The sequence below is a fragment of the Thalassotalea insulae genome (assembly GCF_030161395.1).
Taxonomy (GTDB): domain Bacteria; phylum Pseudomonadota; class Gammaproteobacteria; order Enterobacterales; family Alteromonadaceae; genus Thalassotalea_E; species Thalassotalea_E insulae.
Map to the genome: position 1 here is coordinate 3937923 of NZ_BSST01000001.1, position 23200 is coordinate 3961122.

Sequence of the window (23200 nt, forward strand, 5' to 3'; positions counted from 1 at the left end):
TCAACTGAGCGGGCTTTTTCTTTATCTCTTCTTTGTTGTAACTCAGCCACTTCTTCATTTTTAATTTATTTTGTCAAATTTATTGATTTTCGCCATTATCCTGCTTTTATTTATAGTACACGCGCAAAGGATACTATGCATATTTACCAACAAGGAATCAGTTTATGCAGGCATTGAATTGTCAAAGTTTTATAAATCTCATTGGCGAAAATATTCAACTTACCGATGATAAAGGAAATTCGGCTGAACTTGAAATAACGGCAGTAAAACCAAGCAAGCACAGCAATGAAGGTTGGTGTTCACATGCTATTTGTTTTAAAGGCTCTCCAGAGTTTCATTTCACTCAAGGTAGTTATTCGTTAACCCATCCTGATTTAACGCTTAATAGTCTATTTATTTCTCCTAAAAGTTTAATTGATTATGAAGCAATTATTTCATCCCCCATTAAGGATTAGTTTCGCAGCTCAGAGCTGCGATTTTTTTAACTAAAGAAAAGGAAATCAATATGTCTGAACCTTTCTACGGCCAAATACAGTTATTTGGTTTTAATTATGCTCCTCGCGGTTGGGCTTTCTGTAATGGTGCAACTTTATCCGTTAGCCAAAATACCGCATTATTTTCATTGTTAGGTACTGCGTATGGGGGGGACGGCCGAACAAATTTTAAATTACCTAATTTAACTTCAAGATCTCCCGTTGGTTTTAATATGGGAAATGGTCCTGGGTTGGAAACGTTTGATTTAGGGGAAATGCATGGACAGCAAACCCATACCTTAACTCAACAACAGATGCCATCTCATACTCATGGTGCAACTTTCACACCTGTAGGTGGTAGTAATGCTGCACAGGTGCAGGTGACAACCGATAAAGGTGATAAATCAACTCCTGATCATGGGGATTACCTTGCTGCACCATCCGATATACCAGGACCGGATGCTCCTGAAAAAATGTTTAATAGTAGCCCTTCTTCTGGTTCATTAGTGTTGCTTGGTGGAGTTTCAGGCGGAGGTGCCTCTGCGGGTGGTACAGTCACGGTCGAAATTACTGGCAGTAGCCAAGCTTTTAGTTTGTTGAATCCGTTTACTGCCGTTAACTTTAGTATTGCTCTAACCGGCATATTTCCTTCTCGAAATTAATGCAGGGAAATTATTTGTTTTAGGAGATGATTATGTCAGAACCATATTTAGGGCAGATAGAACTATTTGCCTTTAGCTTTCCCCCCAGAGAATGGGCATTTTGTAATGGTGCCCTACAGGGAATTGTCCAAAATCAGGCATTGTTTGCGATATTTAGTAATAATTACGGTGGTGATGGTCGTACAAGTTTTGGCTTACCTAACTTAACTTCGAGAGCAAGTGTTGGTTTTAATATGGGTAATAATTATGGCCAACAAGCTTTTGTCATAGGCACTAAAAGAGGTGGGCAGTATCAATCATTGCATACAGCACATTTGCCTACCCATCAACACCAGACAAGCTTTAATGCGCGTGGTGGAGTACCAGAGGTTGATGTGGCAGTCACCCAAGATCAGGGAACAACTGCTACACTGACTCATGGCGATTATCTTGCTAGTCCTGCAGATTTACCTGGCACTGATGCGCCGGAGAAAATCTTTAAGACCAGCCCATCATCTGGTTCGTTAGTCAGTTTAGGTGGTGTTCATGGCGGTGGGCAGGGGGATGGTACGGTAAATATTCAAAACGCAGGTAACAATGATTCCTTAGTGTTGTTAAACCCGTGTACAGCGGTAAACTTCAGTGTCGCCCTTGCTGGAGTTTTTCCACCTAGGAACTAGTGATAAAGTCAAAATGTGCCCATTTAATGGGCACATTTTCAACTTAAACTTGTATTCTGTTTGCAGTAGGGTACCAAAGTAGAAACTGGTATATGTCATGAGCTTCTGCTAGTTGAAAACCTAAAGAAGCATAAAGCTGTCTTGCTTTAAGGTTTCTAACGTCAACAGTTAGGCCTAACGGTAGGGATTGCTTTAATGCGATATGCTGCACGGCTTGAATAATTGATTTACCATAACCTTTTCCTCTTGCATCGACAATTAGCGCAATATCTATAATATGCACAATATTTTTGCCAAAATCCAATACCATACGCCCAATAGATGTGCCTTGTTTATCTATAATAAATGTCATGGCATCGGGTGATTGTTGGCCATAACTTTCAGTTTGTAACTGTAATTGATGTGATTTCACCATATTTAGATAGTCAGTTTCAGCGTCAGCCAGATCGAGAAACTGTCGTGTCGAATTAAATAATTGCTCAATGAAGGCGTTGTCGGAAGTGTTTGCTAGGCGAATGCCTAAGCCGTCCGGTAGCTGAATTTTATTGTTCATCATTATCCTTGGTTATTTTTTTGTCTTCCATTGTTTATTATCTATACTTATTTTTATCAGTTGTAAAGACTTATGGTTTTAGGTCATTGCATAATAATGAAAATATCACGGATGGTTTATGACGAAGTACCATTTTATTTCAGGCTTGCCCAGGTCAGGCTCTACTTTACTTGCTGGGATTTTACGACAACATCCTCATTTTTATGCTGCTATGTCCAGTCCTATAGGCGCTTTGATCAATAGTGCTCTGAAGCAGATGGGGCGAGTAGCGAGTTTTATCCTTTTTTTAATCAAGAAATACGAAAATGGATCTGTCAGTCTTTATTTAATGCTTATTATTATCAACACCAAGACAAAGACATTATTTTTGATACGAATCGACAGTGGACGGCGCGTATGCACCAGCTAACAGAATTATTAGATGACGATTTTAAGATCATTTATTGTGTGCGTAATCCTGCTTGGGGCATGGATAGTGTTGAACGTATTTACCGGAAAAATCCTTTTGACTATAGCCGTATGTTTACGCCACAAACCCGACAAACTGTTTATTCTCGTTGTGAGTCCATGATGTCTACAGTTGGTGTTTGTGCATGGATCGCATTAAAAGAGGCCTACTATGGTGAGCACTCTGCCAGATTGTTACTGGTTGATAATGACTTATTAGTTAGCCGGCCAGCACGTTGCATGGAACTACTTTATCAGTTCATAGACCAATCACCGTTTCCTCATGATTTTGATCATGTTGAATACGAAGCTGGGGAGTTTGATACTTTATTAGGAGTTAAAGGCCAGCATAAGGTCAAACAAAAAGTAGAGTTTACTCCCAGACGAACCATTTTACCGCCTGAGTTATTTGCCAAATATAGCGATATGGCATTTTGGCAAGACAGTAATGGCACAAGTGCCAGTACGATTGTTGCAAAATCATCAAGTAGTTAGCATCTAAAAAGTGAGGGACCACAAGTGAGACAGTCTAAATTTAATCAGTTGATGGCAGTCATGATGCCTTTAGGTGTGGGAGCCTTAAGTCCAATGACCGGTGCCTATTCATACCTGACAACAAGTTATAGAACGGCAAGTAAAGAAAATTATCTGTTCTCCGACTTTTCAGATAATAATAAATTTAATCGTGAATCGCTAAGCTCAATAAATCCTTTTCTTGAACTTCCTCATGCTCATCAGTCATTGCAATTGTTGAGTTATAAAAATGACTTTAAGGTTGTTGAGCAGTATCCAGCTGTGCCATTAGAAATAGCCTCAGGGATGTTGGCAGATGAATTAGTGATTGTTGATAAAGGGGTTGCTAATTACTCAACCTTGTTACAGGGAATCAAAGCGAATGCTGAAATCAGGTTTATTGATAACACTAAGCCAGGGTTGGAACAACTGAATGAAATATTACAGCTATTTAATGGCTTACAAGCGTTACATTTAATTTCACATGCAGGTGACGGTTATATTCAGTTAGGGAAAGATAAAGTTGAGCTGAGCGAGTTAACCACCGCTAACAATGTTGATGGGTTAAAGTCAGCGATTAAGCCAGGTGGAGATATTTTCTTTTATGGTTGTAACTTGGCTAAGTCAGGTAATGGACAAGAGACTTTGGCGTTATTGTCTCACCAAACAAGTCTGGATATAGCAGCGTCTAATGATTTAACTGGACATGATTCTATGGGAGGCGACTGGGATCTGGAAGTTAAAAAAGGTGATGTTAAATCTGCGCCATTATTTGACTCAAAGGCTCTGCTGAATTTTGACGATGTTTTGGGGTTTAGTGGTAACTTGAGTTTAAACAATTTGCCCACGGGATATGCGGCTGCAAAATCTTACGTAGTACCGACAACTTCCTATACCTTTAAAGTGGTTTCTGACCCAAGTGGTGCCAATAACCTATATAATTTCGTAAGTGGTTATGTTTATGCAGGTACGGTAAGTTCCACCAATAATAAAACTTATCTCTATTTTTCCAATAATGAGACCTTTGACGTAACTTCAATTTACGTTTACAACGCATCCGGAGGAACTAAAGCGATTAGAATTACTTCTGACAAAGGTGGCGCAATGGATACGCCAAATCTAGTTAGCAACTCTGGCGCAACCATTAATGTTAGCGGTGCCAATTGGGAAGGTATTACTAAGCTTGCCGTAAAATATCCTGATGACTCGACTTTGTCTTGGTTAAAAATTGACGATATAGTGGTCGCCAATGTCACTGCTGCAAATAGTGCCCCAACAGATATTGGGCTTGATAGCAGTTCTATCAATGATATTGCTACCAGTTCTGGGGCTGTCATTGGCAATTTGTCTACCACTGATACCGATGGTGGTGATACGCATACTTATTCACTAGTCTCCGATGGTGCTTCGGATAATGGCAGTTGTGGCGCTTCTGGTGATGACGATAATGCCAGTTTTCAGGTTGATAACACTAATGATGATCTGGAAACATCAGGCAGTGTATCGTCAGGCAGTTATGATGTTTGTGTGCAAACTAGTGATGGTACGGCGAGCTATCAAGAAAGTTTTACTATCACTGTTAACAATTTTACAGACAGTGACGGTGATGTTACTGCGGCTGGAGGTGTATCTGAACCCATTGGCCTTGATACCACAGTGGATACAGTGGGTGAAGCGTTGGGGGTGTTTGATTTTACCATCAGTGATGGTGGTACTTCCGATGGGAAAGCATTAACTGTTTCTGCGATTACTGTTAATGTTTCTGGTACTGCGAGTGACACAGTAAGAGATCAGCTTACCTGGCGTCTTAACGGTAATGATGCGTCTAATGTCACGGGTGTTTACAATGCCGGTAGTGATACCATTACTTTTTCTGGCTTATCAATATCGGTTGCAGATGGTGCCAGTGAAACCTACACCGTAAATGCTTATTATAACGACAATACTAATTTAACTGAAGATCACACCTTTATTTTGAGTGTCGATGGTGATACCGATTTAACGATAGGTGGTTCTGGTACCCAGATGGGCACCACCTCGGCATTGACTAATGGTAGCGGAAGCACGGTGGATGTCACAGCTACCGCATTAGCCTTCACCACTCAACCTGCGGGTTCAACATCGGGAAGTGTGTTGAGTACTCAGCCTGTGGTGATGGCAAGAGATGCTTTTGGCAATATTGATGTTGATTTTACTGAAACTATTACGGTAACAGAAGCTAGTGCAGGCACCTTATCTGGAGATACAGACATAACGGCTGTTAGTGGTGTGGCGACTTTTACCGATGTGGTATATAGCGCAACGGCTGATCAGCAGAGCTTTACTTTGACCGCCAATGATGAAGATGGCGTTGGTTCTGATTTATCCACTGTTGATGCTAATGCTGTTACTTCAGATGTTGTAGCGAGTAAATTAGTATTTGATACTCAACCTGCTCCATTAACTGTACAAAGTGGTATAGCTGAAAGTTTTACTACAGTACCTGTGGTTTCAGCGGTGGATGCTAATAATGTTATCGATACTGGTTATAGTACCGATATTACACTAGCTGAAAATGGCGCTGGCACCGCGACGATGACCGGAACTGGTGATACTGACGGCAATGGTGCGACAGTAAGTATTACACCAAGCTCAGGAGTCTCTACATTTACTGGACTTAACATCACTTATACCGGAGCAAGTAGCAATGAAACCTTTACTTTAAGAGCAATCTCAGGGGGATTGACTCTGACGGATAGTTCAAATATTACATCGCAATCGATAACAATTACGTTAGCAACATATGATGCGAATAATGGCGTTGTGGTGGCTACGGGTACAGGTTTTACTGCAAATGGAGGGGGGGCTGATGTTGATGCTTCGCTTATGACATTAACAGGAGAAGGTGGAGCCACTTATACCTTAACTGATACCGCTGATGTAGAAATTGATAGTACAACACAATTCACTCTGACACTTAGTGCCACCGATAAAGCAGCAGTGAATCAAATAATGAATAAAAACGGCAGTAGTTCCACCGGTGGCACCAGTTATAATTTAAATGCAGCAGATGATTTTATTACTGTCGTCACTAGTGGTGACACTTCGGATGCAACAAGTGCCATTACTGTTAGCAATGTCGTTGCTCCAAGTATTAGTTTAGCTGCTTATGATTACAGCACTAACGTATTATCTGTCTCTGGCTCTGGTTTTTTAAAGTCCAACGGCGCAGCTAATGATATTGATGTGTCGATGTTGACTGTCACCGGTGAAGGTGGTTCGACTTATACCTTTGCTTCTTCGTCTGATGTAGAAATTAGTTCAGGTACCAGTTTCTCAGTTACCTTATCCGGTGCGGATATTTATAATGTAGAAGCGTTACTGAATAAAGACGGTACGACCTCGGCGACCTCGGCTACTAGCTATAATCTAGCGGCGGCAGAAGATTGGAACATAGGTGCTGATGCTACGGTAAACATAGCCGATCTCACAGGTAACAGTGTCACTGTGAGTAACTACACTACGCCAAGTGTAACCAGTTCTAGTTACGATTGGAATACAGGTCAGTTGGTCATAACGGCTTCTGAGTTGATAAGTCTGAGTGGGGGCAGCAATGATATTGATGCTTCGTTGCTTAGTGTAACTGGCGAAGGAGGGTCATATACATTAACGGATACTGCCGATGTTGAAATAACCAGCGATACTTTAGCAACTGTTACTTTAAGTGCAACCGATAAGCTTAATGTTCATGGCCTGTTAAACAAAAATGGTACGGTTTCCAGCAGTGCGGTGACTTATAATTTGGCTGCTGCGGACGATTGGGTAGCGGGCGCACCTGTTGGGAATGATATTGCTGATTTGACCAGTAATGCTATCACTGCCAGTAATGTTTGTGCACCAAGTATCACCAGTGTTGCTTATGATGTTGACACCGGTGTTGTGACAGTAGCGGGTAGTTGTTTTTATAAAAAAGTCGGCGCTAGTAATGACATTGATGTGTCTGCTTTTACTTTTACCGGTGGTGTTGGTGATCAAACCTATACCTTAACTTCTGCTACAGATATCGAACTTACTTCAGCTACTTCCTTTAGCTTTACTTTGACTGGCGCAGATAAAACCAATGTTGATGCTTTGTTAGATCAGCTTGGCGGTACTTCCAGTGGCGGTTCAACTTACAACGTTGCTGTTGCCGAAGATTGGATGACGGCAGCAGATGCTGCGACTAATATTGCTGATACAACGATTGGCACTAGCGTTGAAGTTAGTCCACAACTCGCATCAGCAGTGTATAATCCAGACACTGGGGTTCTGATTGTCACTGGTTCTAATATTCAAGCAAATGGTGGTGGCAGTGATATTGATGCCTCCATGCTCAGCATAACCGGAGAAACTGGGGCCAGCTATGGCCTAACTGATACTGCAGATGTTGAACGAGATTCTATTACTCAGTTCACCTTAACTCTTAGTGCAACTGATAAGTCAGCTGTCAATGCTTTACTAAACAATACCGGGAATCAGTCAGCTGATAATACTAGTTACAATTTAGCTGCAGCAGATGACTGGAATACTAGTGTTACGAGTGGTGATACCTCTGATGCTAGTGCTGGAATCACAGTGGCTAATACTGCGCCTAGTTTTAATGGCCTTAATGGTGATTCGGTTTCCTATATTGTTGGGGGGAATGACGTAGTATTAGATAATGGTGGTAATGTCACTCTAACCGATTTAACCACAAGCGAACTTAACGGCGGTAGTCTAACTGTCAGTATTATTGCTAATGCACAAGCTGCTGAAGATTTACTTAAAATAGGAGATCTAGGTACTATTTCAACGTCGGGCAGTAATGTCAATCATAGTGATAGTGGCGGGCTAATTATTGGAACATTTACTGGGGGAAGTGCTGGTACAGATCTCGTTATTTCACTAAACAACAATGCTACTCTTACTAGAGTACAGCAGTTGGTATCAGCAATTGAGTACGCTAACTCAGACAACTCTACACTTAATTTACTTGCCCGTACTGTGCGGATATATCTAGATGATGGCGAAGCAAGTAATTCAAGCTCAAGCAATCAGGATATTACGGTTAATTTAATTAGAGCGCCTCTAATTGATCTTGATAGCGACAATAGTAGTGGCGCAAGTAATAATGATTTTACCACCAACTATAGTGAAGGTGGCAGTGCGGTGGCGTTAGCTGATAGTGATGTGACTATTTCAGATGATGGTAGTTATAAAGCAGTTATCGCTACCTTAACTAATCGTCCTGATGGAGCTAATGAAACCTTAAGTTCAACTTTAGGCAGTGGTAGTCAGGTGGTGAACAGTGAGTCAGTCACTGTGTCTAGCTACAACGCTGCAAATGGGGAGCTAAGTGTTACTATAGATGATGCTTCCGCCGATAGTACGACTATGCAAGCGATAATACAAAGCATACAGTATGCTAATAGTAGCGGAGAGCCTAATACGACGATTCGTGCTATTGAGTTTATTGCGACAGACAACGATGATAATCAAGGCCCAGTGGCAGTTGCTAGGGTAAGTATTTTGAGTGTCAATGATAGCCCAACCGGAAGCGTCCTAATTTCTGGTTCAGCAGTAGAAGATCAAATCCTTAACGCTAGCAATACGCTTGCTGATGCAGATGGTTTAGGTGTGATTTCATACCAGTGGCTTCGAAATGACGTAGTGATATCAGGGGCAACAGGTAGTAGTTACGGCTTAGGTGACGAAGATGTCGGCAGCAATATTAAGGTGAGAGCCAGTTACACTGATGGCCAAGGTACGGCTGAGAGCGTTACTTCAAATGCAACAGCCGTGGTCGCAAATATCAATGATATTCCATCAGGTGGCGTTACTATTTCAGGTACTACGCATACAGGGCAAGTATTAACGGCTAGCAATACGCTTGCTGATGATGACGGTTTAGGAGATATTTCATATCAATGGTTTCGAGATGAGATTGCGATTGCTGGTGCTACAGGCGCTAGCTATACTTTAGTCCTCGACGACGTCGGTACGCAAATTAGTGTGCAGGCGAGCTTTACCGACGGTAATGGTACTTTTGAAAGTGTGGGATCTGAGCAAACAGCTGTGGTTGAATTTAGTAATCAAGCACCGATTGCCAAAGATAGTCATATTTCTCTGGATGAAGATACCAGTATTAGTTTCGAACTAGATATCTCAGATCCTAATCAGGATGAACTTACGGTTAGTGTCACAACTGGGCCAACTGTTGGCGAGCTTGTTCAGCAAGATAGTGGCTGGCTGTATACGCCAAATGCCAATTTTCATGGCGAAGACAGTTTTAGTTATCAGGTTTCCGATGGTCAGCTAACTTCAGCTGTCGCCAGTGTTACCATCACGGTAAATCCAGTTAATGATGCCCCGCAAGCACAAGATGATAGCTTTACTATAAACACAGATAGTGGCGAATATCAGCCACTTGATGTGCAAGCAAATGATAGTGATATAGATGGCGATGATCTTAGTATTTATCAGGCCAGTGCAGATATAGGTACCGTTGAAGTTATTAATAACCTGCTAAATTACTTACCGCCTAAAGGCTATAATGGTAGCGCTAAATTGAATTACATTATACAAGATGTTGCAGGGGCACAAGCGAGTGCAGAAGCTATGCTGACATTAGCTTCGGCAGTTAGCAATATTTCGATAACACCTCCAGCCGATGTGACGGTTAATGCTTCCGGGCTGTTTACGCAAGTAAATATGGGCACTGCGATTGCTACCAATGAACAAGGCAATAATATTCCTGTCAGTGTTGACGCTACTGGTTTCTTCGCTCCTGGTCATCATATTGTCTCTTGGTCTGCTGTTGAGGGGGATTCCCAAGTTGCTGCTAGTCAAAATGTTAATGTCATTCCACTTATCAGTCTGAGTAAAGACCAAGTGTCTACTGAAGGTTCAAACGTTAACTTTAGGGTTATTCTTAATGGACCTGCTGTCACTTACCCGGTAACAGTATCCTTTAATTTAAGTGGCAATGCCGATGAATTAGATCACGATCTTGTACCGGCTACGATAACATTTGAGCAGGGACAAATTGAAAAAGTTTTGAGCGCACATTTGATTGATGATGGCCCAGGGGAAGATAATGAAGCATTAGTTATCAGCTTAACTGAGCCGGAAAATGCCGTGTTAGGAGCAAAGGCTAGTCATACTATTACTATCGCCGAAGGTAATATTGCACCTGAGGTTCAGTTAATGGCTAGCCAATTAAACACTGTGACTCGGTTAGTTTCACAAACACAAGGTCCTGTGGTAGTCAATGCAACAGTGACGGATCCTAACCTAAGCGATAGCCATAGTTATGATTGGTCTGCAACTGATAGTAAGTTAACAGATATTGATGCAGATGAAGGAAGCTTTACTTTTGAGCCCGCTGAATTAACGCCTGGAGTCTATCCGATAAAACTGACCGTTAGTGATGGTGAAAAAGTCGGTCAAGACAGTTTGAAAATCCGAGTTGAAGCGACATTGCCACAACTGACCGAGCAAGATAGTGATGGCGATGGTATCAATGACCAAAATGAAGGATTAGGTGATAGTGATAATGACGGTATTCCTAATTATCTAGATGCAGCTCAAGTGGCAGCTAATGTGGTGCAGGAGAGACAGGCGAATGCAGAAGCCTTTTTAATGGAAACTGAACCTGGATTAATGCTCTCCTTAGGTGAAGTTGCATTTAGAGCCAGTGGTAGTAATACCGGCGTTAGTGAACAGGATATTGAATCTCATAGTAATCAAGGCCAGGGAAATCCTATTGACAGCGACTTTAGTTATGGCAATGGCTTATTTGATTTTTCTGTTGAACAGTTACCGGTCGCTGGGCAGTCGGTTAATATTGTTATTGCTCAGTTTACACCTATTCCTGCTAATGCCGTTTATCGTAAATTAGCTCAGGGTCAGTGGCAGAACTTTGTTGTTAATGAGTTCAATAATATTTCGTCAGCACCTGGTTCTGAAGGATTTTGTCCACCGCCTGCGGACGAAGCTTATACTATTGGATTAACAGAGGGTCACTGGTGCGTACAATTGACCATAGAAGATGGTGGTCCTAACGATGGTGACGGTGAAGTCAACGGGGCGATTGATGATCCTGGTGGTATTGCGGTGCAAGTAACCAATAATAATAAGCCGGTTGCTGAAGTTGATACTGTTACAGTGAAAAGTAACCACAATATCTACATTGATGTCTTGGCTAATGATTCCGATATCGATGGTGATAACCTATCCATTACCAGTGCAAGCAGCGATATCGGCCAGGTGTCGATAGTGGATAACCGTCTTTATTATCTCACCGAGCAAGACCATTATGGAGAGGCTCATATCAACTATGGAATTAGTGATGGTAATGGTGGTTCAGCCAGCAGCAAAGTGACCGTTACTGTCTTACCTAACAATATACCAGTAGCGGTCAATGATAGTGCAGAAACGGATGATAATACCAGCATAATTATCGATGTCTTAGTCAATGATTCAGACGCTGATGAAGAAGATACGTTGATTTTGACCGCAGCAAGTGTGGAACATGGTAGCGTTGTTATTAATAGCGATAATACCCTGACCTATACACCGGTAAAAGGTTTTGAAGGTGTAGATAATATTACTTATTGGATAACAGACGGAAGTGGTGGCGAAAGTCAAGCAAATGTAGCTGTGACGGTTACCCGCTATGAAACTATCACTGTCACTAAACGAAAATCATCCGGCGGCGGCAGCCTGTTTTTCGGGTTGATTAGTCTGGTGTTAGCGTTAATGTATCGTCGTTATCGGGAATATAGCAATAAGCGTTTTTAATCATCTGATTGTATGAAGCCAGTAAAGTTATTTAAGTTAAAACTATACTGGCTTCGCTATTTATCACGGAATCACCGGTGATTTTTTCAGGCTTGCTGATATAAGCTCATGCTTTCTTCTGCAAAACCTACCCCGGCTTCAGCATAAAAGTTAAATACTTTATCAACGCCAAGTTGTTCTAAGGCAATGCGTTCATCATCATAACGGGCTATGGCTGCGATTTGTCCCGCAAAGTGAGCATTTTTAAGTTGCGCTGTAATATTTGCTATATCTTCGACTGAAGGTAGTGCTAAAAGTGCTAATCTAATTTCACTGAGGTTGATTTTTTCCCATAATTCAACATCTTCAGCATCACCATAATAGGCATGAATATCTTGCTGAGTGAGGCGGTTAACTTTATCTCGGTCAGTATCTAAGCCCCAGACTTGGTTTTTTATATGTGAGTCTAACGCTCGGTATGCACCTAGACCAACACGACCCATTCCGACGATCATAATTGGAGCATTAACGGGTTGGGTAAATTCATCTTCCGGCAACCTTTTTGCGTGCTCGTATTGTTTTAATGGTTCTTTATAACGACTATATATCTTGTGAGCAAAGTTGTAGCAAATATTAGTGGTGATAAATGAAATAGCTACAGCTAACGATAAGATAACTAACCATTCTTTTGCTAACCAGTTTGCCTGTGTGCTAAGAGAAGCGATGATCAAGCCAAATTCACTAAAGTTTGTCAGTGCTAGCGCGGACAAAAACGCACTGCGTGCTCTGAGTTTAAATTTTGTAGCCAGTATAAAAAATAACAAAAACTTAATCGGTAAGAGTAAAGTGATCAGCGATGCAGTTGCCAGCATTTCCCAAGTTGGTAAAGCGGTAAAGCCAATCGATAGGAAAAAGCCAATTAAAAATAGATCTTTAAAGTTAAGTAATGACTTGGTGATTTCTGTCGATTTACTGTGAGTGGCTAAATACATACCCGCGAGCAGCGCTCCTAAATCTCCTTTAATATGCAGCAGTTCAAATAATTCATAGCTACCAAAGGCGATAAAAAATCCGGTTAGTGGCAGTAATTCACCATGGCCAGCTTTGTTGAGTAATTTACCTAAAATAGGTCTTAGCGGCAGTGCTAATACTAATAGCACTGCATACCAGCTCGGCATTTTACCTGTAGCCGCGACAAGAAAAATCACAGCAATTATGTCTTGCACGACTAAGATGCCTACAGCAAGTTTACCGTGGCGAGTTTTCATCTCACCATGATCTTCCATCAGCTTAACCACGCAGACAGTGCTGCTAAATGATAAGGCGAAGACGACAATAGCGCTTGATTGCCAGTTTAAGTCACTGATAAATGGCAGTGAAATAATAGCAACTAATTTAATCAGAATTAATATGATTAATAGCCAAAAAGCAGTATGGCTTAGGCTTGTTCCCCATACTTCCATTTTGGTGATGTCACGGATATTGAGTTTTAACCCGATAGTAAAAAGCATTAGGGTAATGCCAAGGTTAGCCAATTCTAGAACCATAGAATCAGCCTGAAAACCGAGAAAATGAAGAATAAACCCTGCTGCTAAATAACCGATAGATGGCGGCAGAGTAATAAGTTTCGCCGCTAAACCGCAGCTAAAGGCAAATAAAATCCAGATAAAATCCATAATTTATCAATTCATCAGTTGATTGAGCTGTTGTTCGACATAGTCGGCAATTATCTGTTGTGCCTTGACATTGGGGTGAATACCATCAGCTTGCATTAACGCTTTATTTAGTGCGACTTGTTCCATAAAAAAAGGGAGTAGGGTTGCATCGGTTTCTTGTGCAACCTCTTTAAATACCGCCTCGAACATTTGGTTATAGCGAGGACCATAGTTAGGCGTTATTTTTATTTGCATCAGCGAAACTGGAATGTTTTTTTCTTGCGCAAGCGAGACCATTTGTAACAAATTGTTTTTTATAGCTTTTGGATTATAGCCTCTTAAACCGTCATTTCCCCCTAATTCGATAATTAAATGAGCCACTTCATTATCGGCTAAAATGCCCGGAAGTCGAGATAAACCGCCACTTGTTGTTTCACCACTTATGCTAGCATTAAGGATAGAGTAAGGTGCTTTTTGCTCGCTGAGCTGTTCATTAAGTAAATGAACCCAACCTTGATGTTGTTGCATCCCGTAGCTTGCACTGACACTATCACCTAATAGTAAAATGGTGTTAAATGCTTGAGCTTTTGAGCCATTTAATAAAGAAAACAGTATTAAGTAAATAAACAGTAGGTAGTTTTTCATGCAGGTAAGTTCCGATACAATTCTCAAAGTTAATGATCTGACGAAGTCGGTTCAGTTAGAAGATAAATCATTATCGCTGTTACAGCCAACCGATCTAACGGTAAATGCTGGAGAAACCCTTGCAATAGTGGGTTCTTCTGGTTCCGGTAAAACCACACTATTGTCAATCTTAGCCGGATTAGATTTACCGAGTTCTGGTGAAGTGTATCTTAAAACTCACCCTTTACACCAGCTTAATGAAGAACAACGTAGCCAAGTAAGAGCGCAACATGTTGGCTTTATTTTTCAACAATTTCTGTTAGTTAATAGTTTAACTGCGCTAGAGAATGTTATGTTGCCAGCGGAACTTGCCAATATAGAACATGCAGTTGAACGCGGACAAAAGTTACTTGAGCAAGTCGGCTTAGGTGATCGAATGGATCATTACCCAGGTCAGCTATCAGGTGGTGAGCAACAAAGGGTTGCGATTGCTCGTGCCTTTATTACGGAACCTGATATTTTATTTGCCGATGAACCAACAGGTAATCTTGATACTAAAACGGGGTTAACGATCACTGATTTATTATTTGAGTTGAATAAAAAAACTGGCACCACGCTGGTGCTCGTTACCCATGATCCTAAGCTTGCAGCGCGTTGTCAGCGACAAGTTGAAATGGATAGTGGTGTGTTAACGGATGCCCAGTCAGATAGTGATTTTGTTGAACCTAGCACTGAAAACGTAGCGAACATGGGTTAATGATGACAGTAAAAAATAATATATGGATCAAACAATCGTTTCGTTTACTTGATCATGAATTAAGGCGAGGTGAATTAACGATCATCTTTTTAGCTATTGTGCTAGCCGTTGCTACTGTTTTTTCGTTAACAGGATTTTCAGGGCAAATTAAACATGCGATTGTCGCCAATAGCACGAATACCATAGCAGCCGATCGAGTGTTTCGTGCTAATGCTCCCGCTGATGAAAATATTATTAAACAGGCAGAATCACTGAATTTACAGATAGCTAATAAAGTGTACACCGATTCAATGGTATTTCACGGTGATAATATGCTGCTCAGCGAAATCGATGCGGTGAGTGAAAACTATCCTTTGCGAGGTGAGCTGTCTATTAAACGTTCAATTGACGGGAAGGAAGAAATTGTTGGCGGCCCCAACCGTGGCGAACTTTGGGTTGAACGTAGTTTGTTAAGTCGGTTAGGTGTCAGTATTGGCGACACTGTAGAAATCGGCGTAGCACCACTTAAAATTGCCGGTGTGTTAGTTAATGTGCCCGATCGCTCTTACCGCTTTTTAGTAGCAGGGCCTAGCATTATTATGCATGTTGATGACTTACCCGCTACAGAGCTTGTCAAACCGGGTAGTCGTCTTTGGCATGCTTATTTATTTGCCGGAGAGCAAGATGATATTGAAGATTTCGAGCAGTGGATAAAGCCACAGGTTAATGATACACAGCGCTGGTATGATGCTAAACGCGCTCAAAATCGCTTATCATCAACGTTAGACAGTGCTGAAAGATTTTTATCACTGGCCAGTATGCTAGGTATTGTTTTAGCGGCAGTTGCCGTTGCCGTTGCTAGTCGCCGATATGGTCAACGTCATCAATCCGTAGTTGCGGTATTTCGTGCCCTTGGCGCCACCATGTCACATGTTAGAAAGCTTTATTGCTTGCATTGGACGTTACTCAGTGTGATCAGCATAGCTGCAGGCTTATTACTCGGTTATGGTTTGTTGTTACTCGGTGCCAATGCGATTGCAAGCTATCTTTCATTAGATGATTCACCGCTGACCTTTATCCCTTTTGTCACGGCAATCGTCACCGGGCTGATCTGTGCGGTTGCATTTGCTATTCATCCGATTAAGGAACTTATTCAAACATCGCCACTGTCGGTTATTCGTGGATTTAAGAGCAATGCACTACCTACGTTTGGTGGGCATCAGCTAATTCCTTTGCTTGCGTTATTTGTCTTGTTGCTGATGTTTAGTGGTGACTTTGTCATGAGTATTTCTCTCTTAGTGGGGGGATTATTAGTTTCAGCAATTTTATTGATCATTGGACGCGTTGTGATGAACGCAGGACGAAGTGTCGGAACGAAAGCAGGGCAGTCGTGGCATTTAGCCTTAGCTAACTTAAAGCGTCGTGCCAATGAAAATAGCGTGCAATTAGTCAGCTTTACCATTGCCATTAAGTTATTACTGTTGATCACCGTGATGAAAACCTCAATCATTGATGAATGGCAAGCGCAATTTCCAGATGATACGCCGAATCAATATTTAGTTAATATTACCCAAGAGCAGATATCACCACTTAAGGCATTTACCGAAGAATACGATATTCCTCATCGCGGCTTCTATCCTGTATATCGTGGTCGCTTAACGGCAATTAATGGTGAAAAAACGGTGAGTATCGATCGCGATGACGAAAAACAAGGTGAACAATCAAACACTGAAAAAACCGATGGCGAGCAAGAAAGTGAAGGTCGTCGAGGTATGGGACGTGAGCTTGGTTTAACTTGGCAAGATAATGTACCGTATCAAAATGAAATTCTTGAAGGAAGTTGGTGGCAACAAGGTGATACAACGCCACAAGTGTCTATTGAATCAGGCGTTGCTGAGCGATTAGCAATAAAATTAGGCGATGAGTTATCGTTTGATCTAGGCGGGCGCACATTTTCCGTGCCGGTTACTAGCATTCGTGAGGTTGATTGGAAAACTCGGCAGTTAAACTTCATCATGGTATTTAACCAAGCGGTATTTGAAGACTTTCCAACGACTTCAATATCTGCTTGGAATGTTGCACCAGAAAAGAAAGATGCCTTCTATGATTTGATTGCACAGTATCCAACGATTTCGATGATAGATTTTGATGTCATTATGAAACAGCTGAATGAAATGATTGAGCAAGTAACTATCGCAATCGAATTGATTTTAGTGCTGGTAGTACTTGCTGGTAGTTTAGTGCTGATTGCCCAAGTACAAGCTAGTATGGAAGAGCGCGAACGTGAGCTAGCGATACTTAGAACCTTAGGCGCAAGAGGTTCATTATTAAGAAACAGTGTACTATTTGAATTTGTAGCCCTCGGTGCAATTGCCGGTTTTATGGCAAGTGTTGGTATGGAAATAGGTGTTTTTATTTTACAAACTCAAACCTTCGAGATGGATCCTACATTCCACTTTAGCTATTGGTTAGTTGGGATTTTATCGGGGGCCGCATTTGTTGGTACCATCGGTATGCTCAGTTGTTGGCGTTTGTTGCATTTAACTAGCGTTACCTTGATCCGCAGAACCATGTAGCCGTTATAAAGCAATTATTCGGGTTAGTCAGTAAGGGTAGGAAACGTTATGCAATAAGTTTCCTACCCTTTGAGTTATTTCACGTATATTATTGGTATTCATTTAATAAAAATAAATTTAATTATGGCATTGAATCAACAAACAACAGGGATTTTAAAGGCATTACTAGTAACCGCTGCGTTATTTATTGTCTTTGCCGGTGTTAAAACCGCAACTAATATTATTGTGCCATTTTTGTTATCGACCTTTATCGCTATTATTTGTAATCCGTTGGTGATGAAAATGCAGAAATATCGATTACCTAAGCCGTTAGCTGTGTTATTGGTCATTGCGTTATTTGTCATTATTGTGGTTTCACTGGCCGGTTTAGTTGGGAAGTCCTTGGGTGAATTGTCTGCGTTAATGCCGCAATACCGGGAGCAGTTAAAAGGCCAGTTATCCTGGGTGATAGAGCAACTGGCTCATTTTAATATCGTGCTGTCATCAGCGTTAGTGACGGAATATGTCGATCCCGCCGCAGCTATGGGGCTGGCGGCAGACATGCTAAGCGGTTTAGGCAATGTCATGGCGAACTTATTTTTGATCATTATTACTGTGATTTTTATGTTATTTGAAGCGCCGTCACTGGCTAAAAAATTGCATCTAGCGCTCGATGATCCGCAAATGCGTATTAAACAAATCGATCGGTTTTTATCCTCTGTTAATCATTATTTAGCGATTAAAACCTTAGTGAGTATTGCTACAGGTGCCTGTGTCTCGCTGATGTTATGGTTGTTTGGTCTAGATTTTCCACTGCTTTGGGGGGTGTTGGCATTTTTATTAAATTATATTCCTAATATTGGTTCTATTATTGCCGCTGTTCCTGCGATGTCGCTTGCGATATTGCAACTTGGTGCTGCACAAGCCGGCTTTATTGGTTTAGGCTATATGGTGATCAATACTGTGATGGGGAATATGGTAGAGCCTAGGTATCTTGGTCGCGGACTTGGACTCTCCACGTTAGTGGTATTTTTATCCTTAATTTTTTGGGGCTGGCTACTGGGCACCGTTGGCATGCTGTTATCTGTACCTTTAACTATGGTAATTAAAATTGCGCTGGAAAGCTCAAAAGAGGGGCGTTGGTTTGCGGTAATGCTCGCCGGTGATGATTTATCGGATTATCAGCAAAAGATAGCGCAAAAATCTGAATAGTATTTAGCGCTTACACTATCTAACAAATATCCTTATTTTTCTTACTTATTTGCCATTGTAAGTTACTGGCGGTGTTCGATATTATACCGCCATGTCAGTTTATTCCTCACTATTAATGTTTAAAATATACCTATTATTCTGTTTGTTATCTTTGCTTTGTTTACCTACATTGGCTAGTCAGCATGATCAGTTAGCTGTTTTTGTGAAATCTGAATTTAACGGTGATGACTATATTAATGGTATTGGTACTGAATTATGGCTGACTGATAACTTATCTAATTTGGGCTTGGCAGTCAGTAGCAGTTTGGGCAAAGGCAAAGTTAAAGATACTGAAGGTTGGCAACAAGAGTTTATCAGTTGGGATTTTGGCATTAAATATGGGTATTTTTCTGATGTCTTTGCTTATGTCGAAGTTGGGGTAGATTTGAGTGAATTAATTTTACAAGATCGCGATGAAGACGAATACGATGAGCGGCATTATGATGGCGAGCTTGTTATTGAAATAGCTGATGCTATGTTGTTTGGCGAGTCTCGTAAACGTTATGATCAGGATAACGATGTTGATGCTTATCTGGGGGCAGGCCTAGGGGTAAAGTTAGAGCATTTCGCCATAGAAGCCTTTAGCCGCTATCGTCAAATTGATGGTGAGTATTGGAAAGCCGATAACCAGGTATTTACCGGAGTGAAGCTAACGGTATTTTTTTAGTTTTTTAATGGCTATTTTCTCGATAACTGTTGCTAGATATACAAGCAAAATACTGCAACTCCGTCCATGGACGTTCAACACTAACATTCATGCGGAACGCTTGCTCTTATCGCCATAGCAACATTCTTATTTATCCATGGACTAGAGTAATAACCGATAGTTAAAAAGGAACATTCCTTTTATTTTTCCTTAGACTGCGCTAGCTCTTATTGCCAATTTTAAATTGGCCATTTGCGCTAAATTGCACAACTTCATTGCGCTTTTTGCCGATTAGTAGGCTGCCATCATCGAGAAAGAGAAAGTTTTTCCAGTAAGTTTTAAAAATGTTCCAGTTCGTTTCAATCACCTGCTTTCTACTGAGGCAGTAATAGACAACGGTATTATCGTCCCATTGAAGGTGAGTACTAATAGCTTGCGGTAATGCTTGCTCATCATTTTCCCATATACCTTGCCACTTGCCATTATCACTCCAGGTCTTTTTATCAAAGGGCCAATCACCTGCTTTAAAAAAGTCAGGGTGATCTGCTGATTTACTGATAAAGGTATCCCATAACACCATGGCACGTTGCTCTGTCATTACTTTTATTTGTGGTAGAGCACTAGTGGCTACCGGCATGCTTTGGTGTTTAAAAATCCAGGCGTATTTAAAATTATCGAGTGGAATGTAGTTCATTTGTTTTTATATGACTGGGAAATTGCGCGCTATTATATCAGTAGTTAAATGTTTTGTTGATGGAGAGTGCCAACAAAATTGAAATGTTGGCACATTTTGTTGTGCTTAAATGCTTAGACGAGCTTTATTTTGCTCTATGATTTTTTTGCCTATGCCTTCTACCTTTAATAAATCGTCGATAGAAGAAAAGTCGCCATGCGCTTGGCGATAGCTGACTATCGCTTGTGCTTTTTTCTTACCGATGCCTTTTAACAGGGCCAATGCTTTAGTGTCAGCCTGATTTATATTAATCACGCTGTCTGAAACGACGCTGGTTGCTACTGCTTTACCAGAATCGTTATCAAACGCATGATTAGCAAAACTTAGGGTGGAAAACGCGATCACAATCGCACTAAAAATGACTTTTTTCATGGTTAATGTCCTTATATTGTTGCTTCCATTTAAGATGGTTAACACCATTGGTATTAACATCTTTAGGTTTAGAAAAATAACCAAGATTTGTCAAATCGCTTTTGTTATTTTGCTGTTGTTAGATGAACAGACAGGCGCTTTATTCCGTTCTAAGTGCATCGATAGGCGTTAGTTTTGCGGCATTCATTGCCGGATATACGCCAGCAACTAAACCGATCAATGCTGAAAACAGCACGGCAATTACTAATACCATAATATTGAGTGTGACAGGTACACTGACTAAGAGTAATTTCGCTACCAGCAAGATAATGAAAACAATGAAGTAGCCGATAACTCCGCTAAATACTGCCAGCAAAATCGCTTCGGCTAAAAACAAATTACGAATATCAAGGGCTGAAAATCCCAGTGCCCGTAGTAAACCGATTTCACTGGTACGTTCGGTGACGGTTATCGACATTATCGTAGCGATACCAACGGCACCGACAATCAATGAGATCAAGCCTAATCCTGAACCCGCCATTTTGATAATAACCAGTATATTATCTAAACTTTTTATCATGTCATCTTGAGTGATCAGGGTAAAATCTTCCATACCATGGCGCTGAATAAGTTTAGATTTCACTAACTTGCTGACTTGCTCAGTTGATATCCCTTGGTGATAGAATAAGTCGAGCTCCATTAAGCTTTCGCGATTAAATAGCTGCATTGCTTTAGCGGCTGGAATATAGATCATATCATCGAGATCCTGTCCGATAAATTGGCCTTTGTCTGCTAATACACCAACGACTCTGAATCGCTGACTGCCGATATGAATATTCTGACCAACAGCGCTAGAGCTGCCGAACAATTCCCGCTTGAGTTTAGCACCAAGTACGGCAAAACTTCTTGGTCTTAACATATCATCGGCAGGTAAAAACTTGCCCTGTGCTAGCGTTAGCTGCCAGGCGTCTATCGCTTTATCACTGACTCCGGCAACATCCGTGTATCTTGCTTTTTGTTCGTACTTTATTTTGGCTGTGCCCATTAACACAGGTACAGCATATTTGATCGCGGATAAATGACTTAAATATTCACTGTCATTTAATGATAATGGTCGGACGGTATTTAGTAATCCACCCATACCAAAAGTTTCTGTTTTTCCTGGCGTTACCGCAATAATATTACTGCCAAACTGGGTAAACTCTTGCAATACATAATTTCTCATGCTTTCACCAATAGAGTTCATTAGCACTACGGCTGCCATGCCGGTTGCAAAGCCGGCAATGGTTAATAATGCACGGATCCGTTGAGATAATATCGAGGTTTTAACCCAGTAAAAAATATCACTAAATTTCATCTAGCTACCCCGTAATGCGATAACAGGATCTTGTTTAGCCGCCATGGAAGCTGGTAACCAGGAAAAGAGAATACCGATAATGGCAGCAAGCAGGGTACTTGATATCGTCGCCCACCAGGGGATGCGTAATGGAAAGCCAGGCCATAATTGATGAGCAAGAAAAACCAGACTGTAACCAACAAGTACACCAATGGTCACACCTATGCTGACTAAGATTACCGATTCGGTTAAAAACAGCCGACGGACTTCATTTTTACTGGCTCCCAATGCTTTTAACAGTCCTATTTCACTTTTTCTGCGACTGACAGAGACATAGCAAACATTCATGATCAAAAAGCCGGCGACGATCAGGCTAATGGCGGCAATAGCACCAATTGCTGCCGTTACTAAGGTGATGATGTTGTTAAAGGAATTAAGCAGGGCGTTTTGACTGACAATGGAAATATCGTCTTCTCCATCGTGACGTTTCGCGATCACTTCTCGAATTCTTTTTTCGGTATAGCTTTCACTGCCCGCTTGTTTTAACGTCAGTACGATACGAAACAGGCTAGGGGCATTAAACAAACTTTCTGCTGAGCGTATCGGGATAATTGCCATATCACGCATATCGAGTCCCATGGATTCACCGCGCTCTTCCAATACGCCAATAACGCGAAAACGCTGACCACCAATTTTCAGCCATTGGCCCAATGCTTGCTGCTGGCCAAACAGGAGTTTTTTTAATTTATAGCCGAGGACACATACGGCTGATGCGCGGTCATTGCTGTTTTGTGGTAATATTTTCCCTTGTTGTAATTTTAGTTGTCTGACCTCAAAAAACGCGGCTGAACTGCCAATGGTGATCACCTCACGGCTTAATCCCTGATAATTGACCAACGCAGTACCGGCGATAATAGGAGCCGTAGTTTCAACGCTGGGCAGTTGATTTAACGCATTAGCATCGTCAATAGTGAGGTCTCTAGGAGACGTTCCATAAATAGGCACTGCACCGCCAGTGGTTTCCTTTTTTCCCGGCAGCACCACTAGCATCTGATTACCAAGAGAGGAGAATTCTTGTTCGATAAATAGCCGTGCCCCTTCGCCTAAGCTGGTTAACAATAAAACGGAAGTAACACCGATAGCAACTGCTAATAACAATAACCCGGTGCGTATTTTGTGGCGCACAAGTGCGATATAGCAAAACTGAAGGTTATCGAGTACGCGCATG

General features: G+C 41.3%; 17 protein-coding genes. 10 read left to right on the forward strand and 7 right to left on the reverse strand.

Going from position 1 to position 23200, the window contains the following annotated elements:
• The first annotated feature begins 164 nt into the window (after nt 1-164).
• The 3 genes from QQK06_RS17675 to QQK06_RS17685 are packed head-to-tail and all read left to right on the forward strand — an operon-like array spanning nt 165 to nt 1794.
• Nucleotides 165-455: a DUF6916 family protein gene (locus QQK06_RS17675; protein WP_284246118.1), complete on the forward strand. Its 291-nt coding sequence runs from the start codon at nt 165-167 to the stop codon at nt 453-455.
• Between the two features lie 50 nt (nt 456-505).
• Nucleotides 506-1135 (forward strand): phage tail protein, encoded by a 630-nt coding sequence (locus QQK06_RS17680; protein ID WP_284246119.1) that lies wholly within the window; start codon nt 506-508, stop codon nt 1133-1135.
• 32 nt (nt 1136-1167) lie between these two features.
• A complete protein-coding gene (locus tag QQK06_RS17685; protein WP_284246120.1) occupies nt 1168-1794 on the forward strand; it encodes a phage tail protein in 627 nt (208 codons plus the stop codon).
• Nucleotides 1795-1837: 43 nt separating this feature from the next.
• Here QQK06_RS17685 and QQK06_RS17690 read toward each other — a convergent pair whose 3' ends face one another.
• Nucleotides 1838-2350, reverse strand: a complete 513-nt coding sequence (locus tag QQK06_RS17690; RefSeq protein WP_284246121.1) for a GNAT family N-acetyltransferase — start codon at nt 2348-2350, stop codon at nt 1838-1840.
• Between the two features lie 115 nt (nt 2351-2465).
• Between QQK06_RS17690 and QQK06_RS17695 the strand changes: the two genes are divergently transcribed.
• The 3 genes from QQK06_RS17695 to QQK06_RS17705 are packed head-to-tail and all read left to right on the forward strand — an operon-like array spanning nt 2466 to nt 12106.
• A complete protein-coding gene (locus QQK06_RS17695) occupies nt 2466-2756 on the forward strand; it encodes a sulfotransferase (protein ID WP_284246122.1) in 291 nt (96 codons plus the stop codon).
• A complete protein-coding gene (locus QQK06_RS17700) occupies nt 2744-3289 on the forward strand; it encodes a hypothetical protein (RefSeq protein WP_284246123.1) in 546 nt (181 codons plus the stop codon). The genes QQK06_RS17695 and QQK06_RS17700 overlap by 13 nt, the downstream gene beginning before the upstream one ends.
• Nucleotides 3290-3313: 24 nt before the next feature.
• The gene (locus tag QQK06_RS17705; RefSeq protein ID WP_284246124.1) at nt 3314-12106 is read left to right on the forward strand and encodes an Ig-like domain-containing protein; all 8793 of its coding nucleotides are present in this window, start codon (nt 3314-3316) and stop codon (nt 12104-12106) included.
• A gap of 86 nt (nt 12107-12192) precedes the next feature.
• Here the strand turns inward: QQK06_RS17705 and QQK06_RS17710 are convergent, their stop codons facing one another.
• Together QQK06_RS17710 and QQK06_RS17715 are read right to left on the reverse strand one after the other, a co-directional pair.
• A complete protein-coding gene (locus tag QQK06_RS17710) occupies nt 12193-13761 on the reverse strand; it encodes a cation:proton antiporter family protein (RefSeq protein ID WP_284246125.1) in 1569 nt (522 codons plus the stop codon).
• Between the two features lie 6 nt (nt 13762-13767).
• Nucleotides 13768-14385, reverse strand: coding sequence for an arylesterase (locus tag QQK06_RS17715; protein ID WP_284246126.1), 618 nt, complete (start codon nt 14383-14385; stop codon nt 13768-13770).
• Here QQK06_RS17715 and QQK06_RS17720 point away from each other — a divergent pair.
• The 4 genes from QQK06_RS17720 (at nt 14384) to QQK06_RS17735 (ending at nt 19573) form a co-directional block, all read left to right on the forward strand.
• Nucleotides 14384-15121, forward strand: a complete 738-nt coding sequence (locus QQK06_RS17720) for an ABC transporter ATP-binding protein (protein ID WP_284246127.1) — start codon at nt 14384-14386, stop codon at nt 15119-15121. The genes QQK06_RS17715 and QQK06_RS17720 overlap by 2 nt on opposite strands.
• Entirely contained in the window at nt 15121-17676 is a 2556-nt protein-coding gene (locus tag QQK06_RS17725) for an ABC transporter permease (RefSeq protein ID WP_284246128.1), read from the forward strand. The genes QQK06_RS17720 and QQK06_RS17725 overlap by 1 nt, the downstream gene beginning before the upstream one ends.
• Before the next feature lie 123 nt (nt 17677-17799).
• A complete protein-coding gene (locus QQK06_RS17730; protein WP_284246129.1) occupies nt 17800-18867 on the forward strand; it encodes an AI-2E family transporter in 1068 nt (355 codons plus the stop codon).
• Nucleotides 18868-19069: 202 nt separating this feature from the next.
• Complete coding sequence (locus tag QQK06_RS17735; RefSeq protein WP_284246130.1) at nt 19070-19573, forward strand: hypothetical protein; 504 nt, start codon at nt 19070-19072, stop codon at nt 19571-19573.
• A 199-nt stretch (nt 19574-19772) separates the two neighbouring features.
• Here QQK06_RS17735 and QQK06_RS17740 read toward each other — a convergent pair whose 3' ends face one another.
• The 4 genes from QQK06_RS17740 to QQK06_RS17755 all read right to left on the reverse strand — a co-directional run bounded on the left by QQK06_RS17740 (nt 19773) and on the right by QQK06_RS17755 (nt 23199).
• Nucleotides 19773-20246: a DUF2947 family protein gene (locus QQK06_RS17740; RefSeq protein ID WP_284246131.1), complete on the reverse strand. Its 474-nt coding sequence runs from the start codon at nt 20244-20246 to the stop codon at nt 19773-19775.
• Nucleotides 20247-20351: 105 nt separating this feature from the next.
• Complete coding sequence (locus tag QQK06_RS17745) at nt 20352-20657, reverse strand: ComEA family DNA-binding protein (RefSeq protein ID WP_284246133.1); 306 nt, start codon at nt 20655-20657, stop codon at nt 20352-20354.
• A gap of 139 nt (nt 20658-20796) precedes the next feature.
• A complete protein-coding gene (locus QQK06_RS17750) occupies nt 20797-21993 on the reverse strand; it encodes an ABC transporter permease (protein ID WP_284246134.1) in 1197 nt (398 codons plus the stop codon).
• A complete protein-coding gene (locus tag QQK06_RS17755; protein WP_284246135.1) occupies nt 21994-23199 on the reverse strand; it encodes an ABC transporter permease in 1206 nt (401 codons plus the stop codon).
• Nucleotide 23200: the final 1 nt, after the last annotated feature.

Coding starts and splice junctions, on each gene's coding strand:
- QQK06_RS17680 (WP_284246119.1), top strand. CDS start 506: ATGTCTGAACCTTTCTACGGCCAAATACAGTTATTTGGTTTTAATTAT.
- QQK06_RS17710 (WP_284246125.1), bottom strand. CDS start 13,761: ATGGATTTTATCTGGATTTTATTTGCCTTTAGCTGCGGTTTAGCGGCG.
- QQK06_RS17730 (WP_284246129.1), top strand. CDS start 17,800: ATGGCATTGAATCAACAAACAACAGGGATTTTAAAGGCATTACTAGTA.
- QQK06_RS17675 (WP_284246118.1), top strand. CDS start 165: ATGCAGGCATTGAATTGTCAAAGTTTTATAAATCTCATTGGCGAAAAT.
- QQK06_RS17715 (WP_284246126.1), bottom strand. CDS start 14,385: ATGAAAAACTACCTACTGTTTATTTACTTAATACTGTTTTCTTTATTA.
- QQK06_RS17750 (WP_284246134.1), bottom strand. CDS start 21,993: ATGAAATTTAGTGATATTTTTTACTGGGTTAAAACCTCGATATTATCT.
- QQK06_RS17695 (WP_284246122.1), top strand. CDS start 2,466: ATGACGAAGTACCATTTTATTTCAGGCTTGCCCAGGTCAGGCTCTACT.
- QQK06_RS17755 (WP_284246135.1), bottom strand. CDS start 23,199: ATGCGCGTACTCGATAACCTTCAGTTTTGCTATATCGCACTTGTGCGC.
- QQK06_RS17690 (WP_284246121.1), bottom strand. CDS start 2,350: ATGATGAACAATAAAATTCAGCTACCGGACGGCTTAGGCATTCGCCTA.
- QQK06_RS17725 (WP_284246128.1), top strand. CDS start 15,121: ATGATGACAGTAAAAAATAATATATGGATCAAACAATCGTTTCGTTTA.
- QQK06_RS17745 (WP_284246133.1), bottom strand. CDS start 20,657: ATGAAAAAAGTCATTTTTAGTGCGATTGTGATCGCGTTTTCCACCCTA.
- QQK06_RS17720 (WP_284246127.1), top strand. CDS start 14,384: ATGCAGGTAAGTTCCGATACAATTCTCAAAGTTAATGATCTGACGAAG.
- QQK06_RS17685 (WP_284246120.1), top strand. CDS start 1,168: ATGTCAGAACCATATTTAGGGCAGATAGAACTATTTGCCTTTAGCTTT.
- QQK06_RS17700 (WP_284246123.1), top strand. CDS start 2,744: ATGCACCAGCTAACAGAATTATTAGATGACGATTTTAAGATCATTTAT.
- QQK06_RS17740 (WP_284246131.1), bottom strand. CDS start 20,246: ATGAACTACATTCCACTCGATAATTTTAAATACGCCTGGATTTTTAAA.